Below are 16,749 nucleotides of genomic sequence, written 5' to 3'. Positions count from 1 at the left end.
GGCTCGAGCCGCGCCGTTTGGAGGCAGACGCGGCCGATTTTTTCTGGAAGTTCCGTCGCCCTAGAACAACGCCGCCACGCTCTCGGCGCTATACGGCTTCTGCAGCACCGGCGTTTCCTTGAACCGGTCCGGGAAGGCGGCGCTGTCGCCGAAGCCGGTGCCGAAGGCGAAGGGCACGCCGGCGTCCTGGAGGGCCTCGGCGACCGGGAAGCTGGTCTCCTGGCCCAGATTGACGTCCAGGATCGCGAACGGCGGCTTCTCGTCGTTCAGAGCCTCGAAGGCCTGGGAGACGCTGGAGGCCACGATGACGTGCTTGACGCCCAGGCGCGCCAGCATGTCCTCGAGATCCAGCGCGATGATCATATTGTCCTCGAGCACCAGCATCCGCTCCGGCGCGCGCACCGGCGTGTCGGCGCGGCGCGGCTGGGTCACGATCGCGGTCACGCCCTCGGTCGAAACATAACGGCCGGGGATGCGGATGCGGGCCTGGAAGCCCTCGGGCCGGTAATCCAGCGCCACCTCGCCGTTCAGGTCGTGCGGGATCGAGTGCTCGATGATGGTCGAGCCAAAACCCCGGCGCGTGGGCGGCTTGACCAGCGGGCCGTCACGCTCGCGCCAGTCGATGATCAGGTCGCCCTTGCCGTCGCGCATCCAGTCGATGGCCACGTGGCCGCGCTGGTCGCACAGGGCCCCGTACTTGGCCGAGTTGGTCATCAGTTCGTGGATGACCAGGGACAGGATCGAGAAGGCGTCCGGGGCCAGGGCGATCGGCGCGCCCTTGAGGCGCACACGCTCGGCCTTGCTCGATAGATAGGCCTCGGCTTCCGCGGTGATCAGGTCGCTGAGCGCGCCCGGTCCCCACTGATGGCGGGTGATCTGGTCGTGGGCGCGGGCCAGGGCCTGGACGCGGCCGCCGACCACCTCGGCGAATTCCTCGACGGTGGCGACGCCGGAGCGGCTCTGGCTGATCAGGCCGCGGATCAGGCCCAGGATGTTGCGCACTCGGTGGTTCAACTCGGCGATCAAGAGTTCCTGGCGCTGGTTGGCGCGCTGGCGCTCCTCGTCGGCGAGATCGGTCAGGCGGAAGACGATCTCCAGCAGGCTGGTGCGCAGGCTTTCGGCCAGCGAGCGCTCGACCGGCGTCCACGGCCGGCTCTGGCCGCGCACGGTCTCTTCCCAGGCCTCGAAGCTCTTGCGCGGGGTCAGGCGGTCGCCGAGCGGGCCGACCTGAAGCAACTTGGCGGGCTTGCCGGCCCAGACCAGGGTCTTGGCCTCCTCCTTGCGGAAGAAGATCAGGTAGTCGCGCGGCGCGCGCGACAGCGGCACGGCCATCATGCCGGCCGCCTTCGCCGACCAGGCGGCCGCCGAGGGCAGCAGGCTGGCGATCTCGTTGGTCGTGAAGACCGAATGGGTGTCCTTGTCGCGCAGCACCCGCAACAGGGTGTGGACGTCGCTGGCGTCGGGCGTGGAGTCGCGCAGGGTCAGCCGCCCCTCGAGCCACAGGGCCAGGCCATCGCAGCCGACCAGCCGGCACAGGTCATCGAGGAACGGGATCAAGCTGTCGGCGCCCTGGGGCGCGGCGACCACGGCGCTCATCATCCGGTCGTGCAGATTGCGCGCCTCGGCCAAGCGCCGGGTCTCGATCTCGCGCTCGCGGCTCTCCAGGGTCAGGGAGAACAGCTGGCCGAACAGTTCCGCAGCCGTGCGGCGCTCATAGCTGATGTGCTTGGGCGCGTAGTGGTGGCAGGCGAACAGGCCCCACAGCTTGCCGTCGCGCAGGATGGAGATCGACAGCGAGGCCGCCACGCCCATGTTGCGCAGATATTCGATGTGGATCGGCGAGACGGCGCGCAACATGCTCATCGACAGGTCGACGGGCTCGCCCGCCGGACTGGTCGGCGGGATGATCGGCGAAACCTCGGCGTCGACGTCGGCGATGATCCGCAGCCAGCTGCGCTCATAGAGGGCGCGGGCCTGCACGGGGATGTCCGAGGCCGGATAGCGCTGACCCAGGAACGAGCCGATGCCCGGCCGCACCGACTCGGCGATCACCTCGCCCGCGCCATCATGGGCGAAGCGGTAGACCATCACCCGGTCGAACTCGGTCAGGGCGCGAACCTGGCGAGCGGCCTCGTGGCAGAATTCCTCGAAGGTTGGGCGTGCGGCGATACGCGCGGTCATCGAGCGCACGGCCGAGGCCGCCTCGATCAGGGCGTCGGCCTGGCTGGGCTCGCCCTCGACGATCAGCAGGCGGCCGGAATAGTGCAGGGCGAGGTCGAAGTCCTCGCCGCCGTCGGCCAGCGGCTGGCCGAACATCCGCTCGATGGCGTCGGCGCCGCGCATGATCTGCAGGCGACCGCGGATATTGTGGATGGCGTGGCCGCTCAGCACCTGGGTCAGCGGCTTGCCGACGAGTTCGTCGGGCGCGAGGCCGAGATAGCGCAGGCTGGTAGTCGAGGCGTGGACCACCACCCAGTCGGAGTTGACCGCCAGCAGGAAGCCGAACGGCTGCACCGAGCCCAGGATGTGGATGGGCTCCCGGTCGCAGTTGGTCAGATCGACGTCAAACCCGGACATGGGCGCCGGTGCGGACATTCGGGGCTCCCGAGGGGGCTATCGTCTCGAACGCGTCCGAGAAGCACTGGAACCCATATCGCGCGCCGTCCTCGCACGCGTCTGTCTGCGTCCCGACATTCGGCGTCTCCAGCCAGGCCAGAAACGAACGCCAGAGGCCGTCGCCCTCGCCTTGGGTCAGATAGGCCAGCGGCAGGCCGTGGCCGCCGGCGGCGACCTGGCGAGCCAGGAAACGGGCGCCGAGGCGCGACCCCTCGAGCACGTAGAGCAGGCCGGCCCCGAAATCCGGCGAGGGAACCATGGCCGAAGCGAACGGCGGAGCTTCCAGGCCGAGCGCGGCCAGGTCGCGGGACAGGGCGGTGCGGCGGACACGCTGGCTCCAATCCGGCAGCCATCCGGCGACGCCGGCCCGTTCCAAGGCCAGTTCCAGCGGCGTGATGGCCATGGCCGACGCCGACAGGAACGCGCCGTAGCCTGCCGGCGTCTCGATGCGCCAGGCCGCGACCTGGGCGTCCAGGGCGGCGTGGCGCTCGGACGTGGCCATCCGAAGGCGGTCGCGAAGCAAACTGTCAGCCAAAGGGTCCCCCGCGCGGATCGAACCCTTCAGGCGGACGGGAGCGACACAGCTATGCCTAACACTGACGGCGCCGCTTGGTTCCGCCCGCATGACAGTACAGTAAGGTTTACCGCGTCGGACGCGATGCTAGGGTCGCCGCGGACTGTTCAGGAGACCTTCGCGCATGATCCGCACCGCAAAGCTGGCCCTCGTGGCCGCGGCCCTTTCCACCACGGCGCTGTCGCCGCTGGCCCACGCCGCCGCCCAGGCCAAGGCCAAGCCGAAGGCCGCCGTCGCCGCGCCCGTCGCTTCCGCGATCAAGGTCCCGCCGATCGTCTACCAGCAGCGCGTGCTGCCCAATGGCCTGAAGGTCTACACCTCGCGCGATGCGACGACCCCGAACGTCTCGGTGCAGGTCTGGTACGGCGTTGGCTCCAAGGATGATCCGCGCGGCCGCTCGGGCTTCGCGCACCTGTTCGAACACCTGATGTTCAAGGCCACACGCAACATGCCCAGCGAGACGCTGGACCGCCTGACCGAGGACGTGGGCGGCTTCAACAACGCCTCCACCTGGGACGATTTCACCAACTATTACGAGGTCGCGCCGGCTAACCACCTGGAGCGCCTGCTCTGGGCCGAGAGCGACCGCCTGAAGTCGCTGGTCATCGACGAGGCGGTCTTCGCCTCCGAGCGCGACGTCGTGAAGGAAGAGCTGCGCCAACGCGTGCTGGCCGACCCCTATGGGCGGTTCTTCGCGCTATCGATCCCGCAGCAGTCGTTCACTGCCCACCCGTATCAGCGCCCGGGCATCGGCTCGATCGAGGAGCTGGACGCGGCGACGGTCGACGACGTGCGGGCTTTCCACGCCACCTATTATCGGCCGGACAACGCGGCCCTGATCGTCGTCGGCAATTTCGATCAGGCCAAGCTGGACGCGATGATCGACCAGTATTTCGGCCCGCTGAAGACTCCGGCCGGGACGATCCCGAAGGTCACGGTGGTCGAGCCGGCCCGCACGGGTCCCAGGAGCGTCAACACCTACGGCCCCAACGTGCCGCTGCCGGCCCTGGCCATCACCTGGCTGGCCCCGGCCGCCGCCGACAAGGACACGCCCGCCCTGACCGTGCTGGACGCGGTGCTATCGGCCGGCAAGTCCTCGCGGCTCTATGACAGCCTGGTCTACGATCAGAAGATCGCCCAGTCGGTGTTCTCCGCCGCCCCGAACAACGCCCAGCCCGGTCTGTTCTACGTCGGCGCGGTGATGGCGGGCGGCAAGACGGTCGCCCAGGGCGAAGCGGCCCTGCGCGCCCAGGTCGCTCGCGCCCGCGACGGCCTGGTCACCCCCGCCGAACTGGCCGAGGCCAAGGCTGGCCTGCTGGCCGACGCCGTCCGCAAGCGCGAGGAGATCGACGGCCGCGGCTTCGCGATCGGCTACGCGCTCGAAACCGAGGGCGATCCGGCGACCGCCAACACCAGCCTCGCCAAGCTGCAGGCTGTCACCGCCGCCGACATCCAGCGCGTGGCGAGGAAATACCTGGCCGACGACCGCCGCACGGTGATCCGCTACCTGCCGGAAAAGGACCGGCCCGCCGGCGAAAAGGACGCCACGCCGCCGATCCCCAAGGTCGCCTCGGTCAAGTTCGATGGCGCGGTCACCACGCTCGCGCCCGAAGGCGAGCGCCAGAAGCCGCCGGCCATCGGCGCGCCGGTGCCGGCCGTGATGCCCAGCCCGGCCGAGAAGACCCTGGCCAACGGCCTGCGGGTCATCGTCGCCAAGTCCAGCGACCTGCCGCTGATCACCGCCGACCTGACCGTCAAGGGCGGGGCCAGCTCCGATCCGGCCGGCCTGGCCGGCGCCTCCAGCCTGACCTCCGAACTGCTGACCGAGGGCACCACCACGCGCTCGGCCACCCAGGTCGCCCGCGAGACCGAGGCCCTGGGCGCCAATCTGGAAGCCGGCTCGGGCTGGGAAGCCGCCTCGCTGACCCTCAGCGTCACGGCCAACAACGCCGCCCCGGCCATGGCCATCATGGCCGACGTCGCCGAGCACCCGGCCTTCTCGGCGCTAGAGCTGGACCGCGTCCGCACCGAGACCCTGGACGGCCTGTCGGTCTCGTTCCAGCGTCCAGGCACCCTCGCGGCCTTCGCCACCGCCCCGGTGCTCTATGCCGGCTCGGCCTATGGCCACGTGGCCGGCGGCACGCCCGGCTCGTTGCCGAAGATCAAGCGCACGGATCTGGCCAAGACCCACGCCGCCTACTGGCGTCCGGACAATGCGGTGCTGGTGCTGACGGGCAACCTGACGCCCGAGGCCGGCTTCGCCCTCGCCGAGAAGGCGTTCGGCGGCTGGAAGAAGCCCGCGACCTCGCCGCCGGTCCCGCCGGCCTCGCCGACCGGCTACACGCCGCGCAATGTCGTCATCGACCTGCCCGGCACCGGCCAGGCCGCCGTGGTGCTGGCCAAGCCGGCGATCACCCGCGCCGATCCGAACTACTACCAGGGCGTGGTCGCCAACACGGTGCTGGGCGTCGGCTTCAGCTCGCGTCTTAACCAGGAGATCCGCATCAAGCGCGGCCTGTCCTACGGCGCCGGCTCCAGTCTGACGCCGCAGGGCCGCTTCGGCGGTTTCTCGGCCCGGGTGCAGACCAAGAACCCGTCGGCCGGCGAGGTCATCACCTTGACCCGCGCCGAGCTGACCCGCCTGGGCGCCGAACCGGCCTCGGCCGGCGAGCTGGCCGCGCGCAAATCGGTGCTGGTCGGCAATTTCGGGCGGGACCTCGGCACCTCGGAAGGGCTGGCCAACATCCTGGGCAACTATGCCGTCTACGGCGTGCCGCTGACCGAGATCCAGAGCTACGCCGCCAAGGTCGAGGCCGTCACCCCGGAAGAGGTCCAGGCCTTCGCCAAGGCCAAGCTGGATCCGGCCCAGATGAGCGTCATCGTCGCCGGCGACGCCAAGGCCATGGGCGAGGCCTTGGCCAAGGCCGCGCCGAACGCCACGGTGATCCCGGCCGACAAGCTGGACCTCGACGCGCCGAGCCTGCAAAAGTAGGAACACGAAGGCCCACGATCCGATTGAGGTCTCATGGACGAGGTCGACATCGCGATCGTGGGCGCCGGCGCCGCCGGTCTGGCCGCCGCTGAGGCCGTGGCCGCCAGCGGCCTCAAAGGCGTCCTGCTGGAGGCCCGCGACCGCCTCGGGGGGCGCGCCCACACGATCCACAGCGCCCTCGGCCCCATCGACCTCGGTTGCGAGTGGCTGCACTCGGCCGACGTGAACCCGCTGGTCGCCAAGGTCGCGGCCCTGGGCCTGACCTTGGACAAGACCCCGCCGCCCTGGGCCAATATCGCCGACAGCCCGATCTTCAGCCGGGAGGAGCGCGCCGCGTTCGGCGAGGCGTTCCAGGCCCTGGACGCGCGGATCGAGGCGGCGGCCCAGGACGGCGGACCGGACCGGCCAGCGTCCGACCTGTTGGATCCAGACAGCCGCTGGACCCCGCTGCTGAACGCCTTCAGCGCCTTCTACAACGGCGCGGAGTTCGATCAGGTCTCGCTGCACGACTACGCCGCCTATGAGGATACCGAGGTCAATTGGCGGGTGGCCGAGGGATACGGGACAGCCATCTCGCGGCTGGGGGGCGGCTTGCCCACGCGGCTGTCCTGCCCCGTCTCGATGATCCGTCACGACGGACCGCGGGTGGAATTGGAGACGGCGCTGGGGACGGTCTCGGCCAGGGCCGTCATCCTCTGCGTGCCCACCGCGATCCTCGCCACGGGCGCCCTGCGCTTCATGCCCGCCCTGCCCGACAAGCTGGACGCCGCCGCCGGCCTGCCGCTGGGCCTGGCCGACAAGGTGTTCCTGAAGCTTGACGAGCCGGAGATGTTCCCGCCGGAGACCCAGCTCTATTCCGACCCGAACACCACGGCGACCGGAGCCTACCATCTACGGCCGCTACACAAGCCAATGATCGAGGTGTTCCTGGGCGGGGCCCACGCCCGCGCGCTGGAGGGCCAGGGGCCCGGCGCGGCGGCGGCCTTCGCGGTCGACGGGCTGGTCGGCGTCTATGGCGGCCACATCCAGTCGAAGGTGCACGTGATCGCCGAGACTCACTGGGCCGCCGACCCTTTCGCCGGCGGCTCCTATTCCCACGCCCTGCCCGGCCATGCCCGCGCGCGGGCGGCGCTGGCCGCGCCGGTCGATCAGCGCCTTTTCTTCGCGGGCGAGGCCTGCAGCCCCAACTTCTTCTCCACCGCCCACGGCGCCTGGCAGACGGGCCAGGCGGCGGCCGGGGCGGCTATCGAGAGCCTCAAGCCTTAGGCTTGGCCAGCAGGTCGCGGATTTCGGTCAGCAGCTTTTCTTCGGGAGTCGGGGCCGGCGGCGCGCTGGGCGCGGGCTGCTCGGCGTCCGCGCGGCGAATGCCGTTGACCACCTTGACCAGCAGGAACACCACGAACGCGACGATGAAGAACTGGATCAGGGTGTTGATGAAGGCGCCGTACATGATCGAGACCTTCTCGACCGCTTCGGTGGCCGGATCCTCGGGGCGCAGCACCCACTCCAGCTTCGAGAAGTCGAGCCCGCCGGTCAGGAGGCCGATCGGCGGCATGATCACCTGGTCGACCAGGCTCTTGACGATGCCGTTGAACGCCGCGCCGATGATCACACCGACGGCCAGGTCGATGACGTTGCCCCGCGCGATGAACTCGCGGAATTCCTTGACCACGCTCATGACAGATCCTTCGCTGCGTCAAACAAGGCGCGAAGGCTGAAGGCGTTCGCCATTCGGGGTCAACCCCGGGTCACGATTGTTGTTATTCGTCGCCGTCCGCGTTCAGGCGGGCGCGCAGCTCCTTGCCGCTCTTGAAGAACGGCACGTGCTTGGCGCGGACGTCCACCGCCTCGCCGGTGCGCGGATTGCGGCCGGTGCGGGCGGGACGCGAGCGGACCGACAGAGCCCCGAAGCCCCGCAGTTCGACACGGCCGCCATCCTCTAGCGCGCCGATCATGCGTTCCAGGATCACGCCGACGACGCGTTCGACATCCTTCTGCGTCAGGTGCGGATTTTCATTCGCGAGCCTGGCGATGAGTTCGGACTTGATCATCGATATCCCCGGAACGCCCTTGGGAGGAGAAAGGCGCGAGCGGACCTTTGCCCAACGATGGCTGAGTCTTCAAGGGGTTGCGTGAGATTCTCGAACGAGGTTCGGTTAATGGCCAAGCGGGTCGCAGCCGAAAGCGCGAGCGGCTTCGGCGTCCGCCGCCCGCCATGAAGCGGGCTCATGAACCCTTCGGCGCGCGGATGATCAGGGCCTGCTCGGCCAGCCGGCGGCGCGCCCTGTTGGCCTCCTCGGCCTGATCGAAGGGCAGTTCGCGGCCCAGGCTCTGGTCGGACTCGAAGAAATGGGCCTTGCCGCCCTGCATCTCCGACACGCGGACCACGTCGGTATTGGCGACCTTGCCGTTGTAGACCGGCCCCTTGACGGTGAAGCCCGTCCCGCCGCCGGGCAGCGTCACCTCGACCAGGGCCTTCTTGAACGCCGGGAACGGCGTGGCGAACGGGGCGTCGGCATTGGGACCCGGCTCGCGGCGCGGGAACTGCGCGGCCTTGCCCGCGCCGGACACCGGCAGGCGCCACTCCATCAGACCGACATCGTCGTTCAGCCGCCACTCCATGTCGGCGTCGCCGGCGATGGTCAGGCTGACCGCGCCGTCGTCGGCCACCGCCCAGTCGAAGGTGGCGATCTTCATCCAGCTGTTCGTCGACGAAAAGCTCTGGCGGAAGCCGCGCTCGATGTCGGCGCGCGGGGCGCTCTCGATCGCCCGGGCCATGGACCGCGCCGCGTCGCCGCGCATCGTCATCACGACCGTCGACTTGGCCGGTTTGTCGAGCCCGGCCGAGGCGTCGAAGCGGATGGTCACGTCCAGTTCGGGCCGGGTCGGAGACGACTGGACGATCGGCTCAAGGGCCGCGCCCGACGCCTTGATCGGCAGGCCCCACAGGAACGGCGGCGCGGCCAGGGTCTGCAAGCCGCCGCGGTCGCCGGAGCGCGTGCCGTCCAGCCAGTAGGCCTTGCCGTCGATGGTGGCGCGGACCAGCACGTGGTTGAACTGACTGGCCGAGGGCACGCGCTGATCCATGCCGTCGGCGGCCGGACTGGCCAGGACCACGACCGGCTCGGCCTGAATGTTCAGGCCTTTCAGTATGGCGAGCAGCAGGGCGGTCTTGCCCTTGCAGTCGCCGAACCGGCGCGCCCAGGTCTCGTCGGCGCTGGCCGGCTTGTAGCCGCCGTCGCCCATGGCCAGCAGCAGGTAGCGGGTCTTGTCCTCGACCAGCTGAAGCGCCTTGAAGGCGCGGACCTTGGGGTCGGGACTGGCGGCGGCGATAGCGGCGATCTCGGCCTTCAGCGGCGAGTCCGGCTTCAGCGTCATGGCCGCGGCGTAAAGCGGCGCCATCGGCGCGACGACGTCGCTCCAGCCACGATAGGTGGTGGCCTGCAGCTCGCCGACCCGCTGGAAACGGTAGGGCGCGGCAGCTGGCGGCTTGGGCGCGAGCGCGCTCGTCTGATCGACCAACAGCTCGTTCAGGTCGCCCGCCTTGCCGATCTTCGGATCAGGGAAACCCGCCGTGGTCTTCCAGACCAGCGGCGTTCCATCGGCCCAGAGCATGCGCACGCGATAGCGGCCGGCCGCGCCGGGCCAGCCCATACGCTCGAAGGCGCTGACGCGGGGGCCCAGGATCGGGTCGCGACGCTCGACGCTGGCCGACCAGTCGACCAAGTCGCCGACCCGCAGGTCCTTGATCTGGATCGTGGCGGTCATCCGACCGTCCAGCATGGCCCGCTCCAGGTCCTTCTCGCGGCGCAGAACCAGCACGTCCTCGCCGTTCTTCAGCAGGTCGATGCGCTGTCCGTCGCGGATGATCGCCAGGCCATGCAGGGTGACCTTATCGCGGTCGGGCTGCCAGGTGATCGTGCGCGAACCCGATGAAAGCCCCTCGGGCTTGGTGATCCGAACGATGCGGCGGTTGTAGCTGTAGAGACCGTCCTTGCCGAGCAGGGCCTGGTTGTCGTCCAGCACCGCCTGGATGGCCGGCGCCTGGGCGTCGCCGGGCGAAGCTGGGACCTCGGCCACCTGCACCCACGCGGCCGGCGGACCATAGGCGGGCTTGTCGTCTGCGCGCGCCGCGCTTGCCCATCCCGCGCCAAGGGGGGCCAGGACAGAAACCGCGGCCATCGCCGCCCAACGCTGAAGCACGCCACACCCCCGAAGCACTCAACCTGAGGCATCTGTGGCAGGCTTTTACACAAAAGAAAACGGCGGCGGGATTGCTCCCGCCGCCGCCGGTCTCATCCCACGAGGGGAAGAAGACTATTCCTTGGAAGCGCGCTCACGCAGAGCGGCGCCCAGGATGTCGCCCAGCGAAGCGCCGGAGTCCGACGAGCCGAATTGCTCGATGGCTTCCTTCTCTTCGGCCATTTCCAGCGACTTGATCGACATCGAGACACGGCGCGCGGCCTTGTCCACGTTGGTGATCTGAGCGTCGATGCGGTCGCCCACAGCGAAGCGCTCGGGGCGCTGTTCTTGACGGTCGCGCGAGAGGTCCGACTTGCGGATGAAGGCCGACATCGGCGCGTCGTCTTCACCGAAGCGCACTTCGATGCCGCCCGTGGTGACTTCCGTAACGGTCACGGTCACGGTCTGGTTCTTGCGGTAGGTGTCGCCCGACATCGGGTCGCCAGCCAGCTGCTTGATGCCCAGCGAGATGCGTTCCTTCTCGACGTCGACGTCGAGAACCTTCGCCTTGACCAGGTCGCCCTTCTTGTAGCGGGCCATGGCTTCTTCGCCCGGGACGCTCCAGTCGATGTCCGACAGGTGCACCATGCCGTCGATGTCGTTGTCGAGGCCGACGAACAGACCGAATTCGGTCGCGTTCTTGACTTCGCCTTCGACCGACGAGCCGACCGGGTGCGCTTCCAGGAAAGCTTCCCACGGGTTGGCCAGGGCCTGCTTCAGGCCCAGCGACACGCGGCGCTTGGACGGATCGACGTCCAGCACGACCACGTCGACTTCCTGCGAGGTCGAGACGATCTTGCCGGGGTGGACGTTCTTCTTGGTCCAGGACATTTCCGAGACGTGGACCAGGCCTTCAACGCCGGCTTCCAGCTCAACAAACGCGCCGTAGTCAGTGATGTTGGTGATGCGGCCCGTGAACTTCGCGCCGACCGGGTACTTGGCTTCAACGCCATCCCACGGATCCGACTGCAGCTGCTTCATGCCGAGGCTGATGCGCTGGGTGTCCGGGTTGATCTTGACGATCTGGACCTTCACGGTGTCGCCCACGGCGAGCACTTGGCTCGGGTGGTTGACGCGCTTCCAGCTCATGTCGGTGACGTGCAGCAGGCCGTCGATGCCGCCCAGGTCGACGAACGCACCGTAGTCGGTGATGTTCTTGACGACGCCTTCGCGGATTTCACCTTCTTGCAGCTGCGACACCAGTTCGGTGCGCTGCTCGGCGCGGGCTTCTTCCAGGATGGCGCGACGCGAGACGACGATGTTGCCGCGCGGACGGTCCATCTTGAGGATGGCGAAGGGCTGTTCCTTGCCCATCAGCGGACCGACGTCGCGGACCGGACGGATGTCGACTTGCGAGCCCGGCAGGAAGGCCGAAGCGCCGCCCAGGTCGACGGTGAAGCCACCCTTCACGCGGCCGACGATGGCGCCCATGACGGGTTCGTTGCGGGCGTAGACGCCTTCCAGACGGGTCCAGGCTTCTTCGCGCTTGGCCTTTTCGCGGCTGATGACCGCTTCGCCGAGGGCGTTTTCCAGGCGTTCCAGGAAGACTTCGACGTTGTCGCCAACCTTGATGATCGCCTTGCCGTTTTCGTCGACGCCGAATTCCTTCAGCTGGACGCGACCTTCGGTCTTCAGACCGACGTCGATGATGGCGAAGTCCTTTTCGATCCCGACAACGATACCCTTGACGACGGTGCCTTCCGCGAAGTCGCGGCCGCCCATGGAATCGTTCAGCAGCGCTTCGAAATCGTCGCGCGTCGGGTTGAAGCTCATATCGTCAGCCATGCTGATGTTTAGTCTCGTAGGTTGGGGGAAGCCCTGTGATGAGCGCCGCTGGAGAAAGCGGTTCTCGGGATTCCGGATGAAGTGGGTTGTCTGCGGATCCCGCGATGTTCTCTCTATCGCGGCGAGGTCGGCGGTGGATTTGCCTGGTAGAGCAGGGCTCTAGCGGGCGCGCGCGTCCTCGACGATACGGCGGGCCGCATCGAAGGCCTGCTCTATAGTCATTTCCGACGTATCGAGCAAGACGGCGTCCACGGCTTGCGTCATCGGCGCGTCCTTGCGGCCGCCGTCGCGTTCGTCGCGCTTGCGGATATCCGCCAGGACCTCGTCGAAGGTGACGCTTTCGCCCTGGCCGACCAGCTGTTTCCAGCGCCGGTCGGCGCGGACTTCCGGGCTGGCGGTCACATAGAGCTTGGCGGGCGCCTCGGGGGCGATCACCGTGCCGATGTCGCGGCCGTCGATCACCGCGCCGGCGTCTTGCGTCGCGAAGGCGCGCTGCAGGTCGAACAGGGCCGAGCGCACGCCGGGATGCACCGCGCAGCGGCTGGCGGCCTCGCCGGCGGCGCGGGTGCGCACCTCCGGCTTCTCCAGTTCGGAGAGCTCCAGGCCCCGGGCGCAGGCCTCGGCCGAGACCGGATCGTCGAGATCGCCGCCGGAGGCCAGGATCCGGACGCCGACGGCGCGGTACAGCAGGCCGGTGTCGAGCATGGGCAGGCCGTAGGCGGCCGCCAGGCGCGCGGCGATCGTGCCCTTGCCCGAGGCGGCCGGCCCGTCGACGGCGATGATGAAACCCACGGCCCTAAGCTTCCGTCAGCGTCGCGCCGAGGCCACGCATCAGGTCGGCGAAGCCCGGGAAGCTGGTGGCGATCATGCCGGGCTCGTCGACCGCGACGCCCTCCTGGGCGGCCATGCCGAGGATCAGGTGGCTCATGGCGATCCGGTGGTCGCCGTGAGTAACCACGGTCGCGCCACCCTTCGGCGGTTGGCCCGTCCCCGTGACGATGAACCCCTCCGGCTCCTCCGCCACCTGGACGCCGCAGGCCTTCAGGCCGTTGGCGGTCAGCGCGATGCGATCGCTTTCCTTGACGCGCATCTCGCCCACGCCGCGCATCACCGTCTCGCCTTCGGCGAAGGCGGCGGCGATCGCCAGGATCGGATATTCGTCGATCATCGACGGCGCGCGCTCGGGCGGGACGACCACGCCCTTGAGCTTGGAGTAGCGGGCGGTGATGTCGCCGACATCCTCGCCGCTGGCCACGCGCTGGTTCGAGATCACAAGATCGGCGCCCATTTCCTGCAAGGTTGTGAAGAGACCGGTGCGCAGGTCGTTGAGCATCACGCCCTCGACGGTCACTTCCGAGCCTGGAACCAGCAGGCCGGCCACCAGCGGGAAGGCCGCCGACGAGGGGTCGCCCGGAACGGCGACATGCGCGCCGGTCAGCTTCTGGCCTTCCGGCAGGCGGATATGGCGGATGGTCTTCTCGCCGACGACCCGGTCCTCGACGATCACCTCGGCCCCGAAGGCGCGCAGCATACGCTCGGTATGGTCGCGGGTGGCTTCAGGTTCGATCACCTCGACGCCGCCCTCGGCGTGCAGGCCAGCCAGCAGCACAGCCGACTTCACCTGGGCCGAAGCCATCGGCAGAGTGTAGTTCAGGCCGCGCAGATTGCCGCCCTTGAGCGTCAGCGGCAGGCGGCCCCGGTCGCGTCCCATCCAGGTCGCGCCCATGCGGGCCAGGGGATCCAGGACCCGGCTCATCGGGCGGCTACGCAGCGAGCTGTCGCCAGTGAAGGTGGCGCAAAGGGCGAAACCCGCCGCCGCGCCCATGATCAACCGCACGCCGGTGCCGGCGTTGCCGCAGTCGATGACGTCGGCCGGCTCCTCGAAGCCGCCCTTGCCCTCGATGCGCCAGCGGCCGACGCCCTCCTGCTCGACGCGCGCGCCGAAGGCCCGCATGGCGCGGGCGGTGGCGAGAACATCGTCGCCTTCCAGCAGTCCCTCGACCGTCGTGGTGCCCGACGCCAGCGCGCCCAGGATCATCGATCGGTGCGAAATGGACTTGTCACCCGGGGCCCGCACGATCCCTCGCAGAGCGCCTGCGGGCGCGCTCTTCAATCCAGCCGACGACATGCCGAGACCGGCTCCTTGGTACTTGGTGGTTTTCGCGAAGGGGATTGCTTTTGACAGCGGGCTCTCGTCATGGCAAGTGACCGGCCGCTTTTCCCATCCGGATCAAAGGGTCGCCACTTGGCCAATCCCGAATTGGGCGCAAAACAAATTTGCCCCAACTGCCAATCCAAATTCTACGATCTCGGCCGTCGTCCGGCCGTGTGTCCCAAGTGCGGCGAGTCGTTCGACCCGGAAGAGGCGCTGAAGTCGCGCCGCGTCCGTGCTCGCTCGATCACCCCGGACTATGACGCCGAGGACGAGAAGCCCGCCCCCGCTCCCAAGGACGAGGACGGCTTCGAGGACGAGGTCGATGAAACGCCCGAAATCGACAAGGTCGAGCCGGACGTCATCGAGACCGACGACGAAGACGTCGAGCCCGGCGCCACCCCCGCGGGCGGTGACGACCTGGGCGTCGACTTCGCCGAGGACGAGGATCTCGCCGAAGACGAGGCCGACGACGTTCCGTTCCTGGAGGACGAGGACGACGACGACAATCTCGACGACGAGATCGAAGGCCTTCCCGGCGAAGGCGCCGACGACTAACCCATCGGGTTAGTCTCTCTGCTTGGATAGGCGGTTCGCGACAGGCGAAACCGCCTATCCACAGGGGTTTTCAGGGGTGCGACATTTTTCTCGAAAAAAGTTCGAGAAGAGGCTTGATCCCAAAAAAATCCCGGACTAGTTTCCGCGCCTCTTCGGAGGGCGACGCAAGTCGAAACGCCGAAGAGACCAAGGATTTCCGAGAGTTACCGCGAGGTTCTCGAAGAAAAATTTGGGGCTATAGCTCAGCTGGTAGAGCGCTTGAATGGCATTCAAGAGGTCAGCGGTTCGACTCCGCTTAGCTCCACCATCAAGGCCCGGACGGAAACGTCCGGGCCTTGTCCATTTCTGGGTCTGAGTTCAGCCGGCCCCTCCCGCCCCGACCTCTTGAAGTGATCGCTCGCGGCCTCCACATCTAAAGCCGTGTCGTGGGGATCGGCGCCGGTCCTCGGGCTTATCTCCGCGAACGAAGTCGCTTGAGCGAGGACTTCGCGATGAACCGAATGATCATGTTCGACAGCCCCTTCCTGCTGGGCTTCGAGCACACCCGGGACCTGATCGAGCGCGCCGCCAAGGCCGCCTCGGAAAGCTATCCGCCCTACAATGTCGAGCAGGCCGATAATGGCGGCGTGCGCATTACCCTGGCCGTGGCGGGCTTCTCGCCCGACCAGCTGCAGGTGACCGTCGAGGGCGGCCAGCTGGTCGTCGCCGGCAAGCGCGACAGCGCCGACAGCCGTGGCGAGGCCGAGCGCGCCTTCCTGCACCGCGGGATCGCCGCACGGGGCTTCGTACGCACCTTCGTCCTCGCCGAGGGCATGGAGGTGACCGCCGCGACCCTGGAGCACGGCCTGCTGCACATCGATCTGGCGCGCCCCGAGCCCGAGCGCCTGGTCAAGAAAATTCCTATTCGCAGCGCGGGCTGAAAGCCGCGCGCAACACGCCCCTCCAGCATTGGCTCTGAACCGGCTGGAGAAAGGCGCGTTCCCTAATCAAGGAGGTGGTCACCATGACGCCTAACACCCACCACAACCCGCTCTTCTCGAGCGAAGCGTTCGCGGCCCTTGGCGCCCCTGACCTCGTCTATGTCCGGCCGATCAAGGCGGCCGAAATCCTCGCCGACGTCCCCGAAGGCGTCGAGGACTTCAATCTGGCGCCCGACCAGACCCTGTACGCCGTGTGCCGCGCCGACGGCGCCCGCCTGGCGGTGATGATCGATCGCGACACGGCGATCGCCGCCGCCCTCGCCCACGAGCTGGCGCCGGTCTCGGTCCACTAGACTCTTACCGATTTCCAGAAGAGGGGGCTCCGGCGGAGCCCCCGGATCACGCCGCCGTGCTGGTCGCTTCGTGTGTCAGCAGCACGTGGATGGCGTCGGCCGAGCGCGCTTGGCGCAACGCCGCCCGGGTTTCGGGCTGACGCATCATCCGCGCCACCCGGGCCAGGGCCCGCAGATGCTGGGCGTTGGCGTCGCGGGGGGCGAACAGGGCCACCAGGAGATCGACAGGCTTGTCGTCCAGGGCGTCGAAGGCCACGGGAGTGTCCAGGCGCACCACGACTGCGCGAACGCGGTCCAGGCCATCCACGCGCGCATGCGGAATGGCCACACCTTCGCCGACGCCGGTCGAGCCAGCGGCTTCGCGGTCCATCAAGCCTTCAAGTGTTTTGTGAGCGTCGACACCCAGCACGCGAGCGGCGACATCGGCGACCAGGGAAAGCGCCTGGCGCTTGCCGGGCGCGCCGGCGCGCAACGCCACCGCCCCAGGGTCGAGAAGATCGCCAATGGTCATGGACGTCACAAGCTCGCTAGATACCGACCGCCTTGGCGCCGTCGCC

The 16,749-nt window shown here is 68.4% G+C and carries 14 protein-coding genes and 1 tRNA gene; 6 read left to right on the top strand and 9 right to left on the bottom strand.

What is annotated here, in order from left to right:
* Window positions 1-60: 60 nt before the first annotated feature.
* Both CSW62_RS00605 and CSW62_RS00600 read right to left on the bottom strand, forming a co-directional pair.
* Window positions 61-2,577, bottom strand: a complete 2,517-nt coding sequence (locus tag CSW62_RS00605) for an HWE histidine kinase domain-containing protein (protein WP_233206582.1) — start codon at window positions 2,575-2,577, stop codon at window positions 61-63.
* Window positions 2,564-3,118, bottom strand: coding sequence for a biliverdin-producing heme oxygenase (locus CSW62_RS00600; RefSeq protein ID WP_099575302.1), 555 nt, complete (start codon window positions 3,116-3,118; stop codon window positions 2,564-2,566). Before CSW62_RS00600 ends, CSW62_RS00605 begins: the two co-directional genes overlap by 14 nt.
* A 196-nt stretch (window positions 3,119-3,314) precedes the next feature.
* On the opposite strand from CSW62_RS00600, the gene CSW62_RS00595 reads away from it, so the two are divergent.
* Together CSW62_RS00595 and CSW62_RS00590 are read left to right on the top strand one after the other, a co-directional pair.
* Window positions 3,315-6,182: a pitrilysin family protein gene (locus CSW62_RS00595; RefSeq protein ID WP_099575301.1), complete on the top strand. Its 2,868-nt coding sequence runs from the start codon at window positions 3,315-3,317 to the stop codon at window positions 6,180-6,182.
* 33 nt (window positions 6,183-6,215) lie between these two features.
* Window positions 6,216-7,448 (top strand): NAD(P)/FAD-dependent oxidoreductase, encoded by a 1,233-nt coding sequence (locus CSW62_RS00590; protein ID WP_099575300.1) that lies wholly within the window; start codon window positions 6,216-6,218, stop codon window positions 7,446-7,448.
* Here CSW62_RS00590 and mscL read toward each other — a convergent pair.
* From mscL to aroA, 6 genes are all read right to left on the bottom strand, one after another.
* Window positions 7,438-7,860, bottom strand: a complete 423-nt coding sequence (mscL, locus tag CSW62_RS00585) for a large-conductance mechanosensitive channel protein MscL (RefSeq protein ID WP_099575299.1) — start codon at window positions 7,858-7,860, stop codon at window positions 7,438-7,440. The two genes, CSW62_RS00590 and mscL, sit on opposite strands and share 11 nt — an antisense overlap.
* A gap of 82 nt (window positions 7,861-7,942) precedes the next feature.
* A complete protein-coding gene (locus tag CSW62_RS00580) occupies window positions 7,943-8,233 on the bottom strand; it encodes an integration host factor subunit beta (protein ID WP_010921415.1) in 291 nt (96 codons plus the stop codon).
* 175 nt (window positions 8,234-8,408) lie between these two features.
* Entirely contained in the window at window positions 8,409-10,364 is a 1,956-nt protein-coding gene (locus CSW62_RS00575; RefSeq protein WP_099575298.1) for a DUF3857 domain-containing protein, read from the bottom strand.
* A gap of 135 nt (window positions 10,365-10,499) precedes the next feature.
* Window positions 10,500-12,209, bottom strand: a complete 1,710-nt coding sequence (rpsA, locus tag CSW62_RS00570; protein ID WP_099575297.1) for a 30S ribosomal protein S1 — start codon at window positions 12,207-12,209, stop codon at window positions 10,500-10,502.
* 159 nt (window positions 12,210-12,368) lie between these two features.
* On the bottom strand, window positions 12,369-13,001 hold the full coding sequence (gene cmk / locus CSW62_RS00565; RefSeq protein ID WP_099575296.1) for a (d)CMP kinase: 633 nt from the start codon (window positions 12,999-13,001) through the stop codon (window positions 12,369-12,371).
* Window positions 13,002-13,005: 4 nt separating this feature from the next.
* On the bottom strand, window positions 13,006-14,337 hold the full coding sequence (gene aroA / locus CSW62_RS00560) for a 3-phosphoshikimate 1-carboxyvinyltransferase (protein ID WP_099575295.1): 1,332 nt from the start codon (window positions 14,335-14,337) through the stop codon (window positions 13,006-13,008).
* Between the two features lie 117 nt (window positions 14,338-14,454).
* On the opposite strand from aroA, the gene CSW62_RS00555 reads away from it, so the two are divergent.
* From CSW62_RS00555 to CSW62_RS00540, 4 genes are all read left to right on the top strand, one after another.
* Window positions 14,455-14,919, top strand: coding sequence for a TIGR02300 family protein (locus tag CSW62_RS00555; RefSeq protein ID WP_099575294.1), 465 nt, complete (start codon window positions 14,455-14,457; stop codon window positions 14,917-14,919).
* A gap of 231 nt (window positions 14,920-15,150) precedes the next feature.
* A tRNA-Ala gene (locus CSW62_RS00550) sits at window positions 15,151-15,226 on the top strand.
* A gap of 184 nt (window positions 15,227-15,410) precedes the next feature.
* Window positions 15,411-15,839: an Hsp20 family protein gene (locus CSW62_RS00545; RefSeq protein WP_099582116.1), complete on the top strand. Its 429-nt coding sequence runs from the start codon at window positions 15,411-15,413 to the stop codon at window positions 15,837-15,839.
* An 83-nt stretch (window positions 15,840-15,922) separates the two neighbouring features.
* A complete protein-coding gene (locus CSW62_RS00540) occupies window positions 15,923-16,192 on the top strand; it encodes a DUF1150 family protein (protein ID WP_099575293.1) in 270 nt (89 codons plus the stop codon).
* A 46-nt stretch (window positions 16,193-16,238) separates the two neighbouring features.
* Here CSW62_RS00540 and ptsN read toward each other — a convergent pair whose 3' ends face one another.
* Complete coding sequence (ptsN, locus tag CSW62_RS00535) at window positions 16,239-16,703, bottom strand: PTS IIA-like nitrogen regulatory protein PtsN (RefSeq protein WP_099575292.1); 465 nt, start codon at window positions 16,701-16,703, stop codon at window positions 16,239-16,241.
* Window positions 16,704-16,749 lie beyond the last annotated feature (46 nt).

This window comes from Caulobacter sp. FWC2, assembly GCF_002742625.1.
GTDB lineage: Bacteria > Pseudomonadota > Alphaproteobacteria > Caulobacterales > Caulobacteraceae > Caulobacter.
The sequence above is the reverse complement of the archived record's forward strand: the minus strand, read 5'-3'. Positions and strand labels throughout refer to the sequence as shown.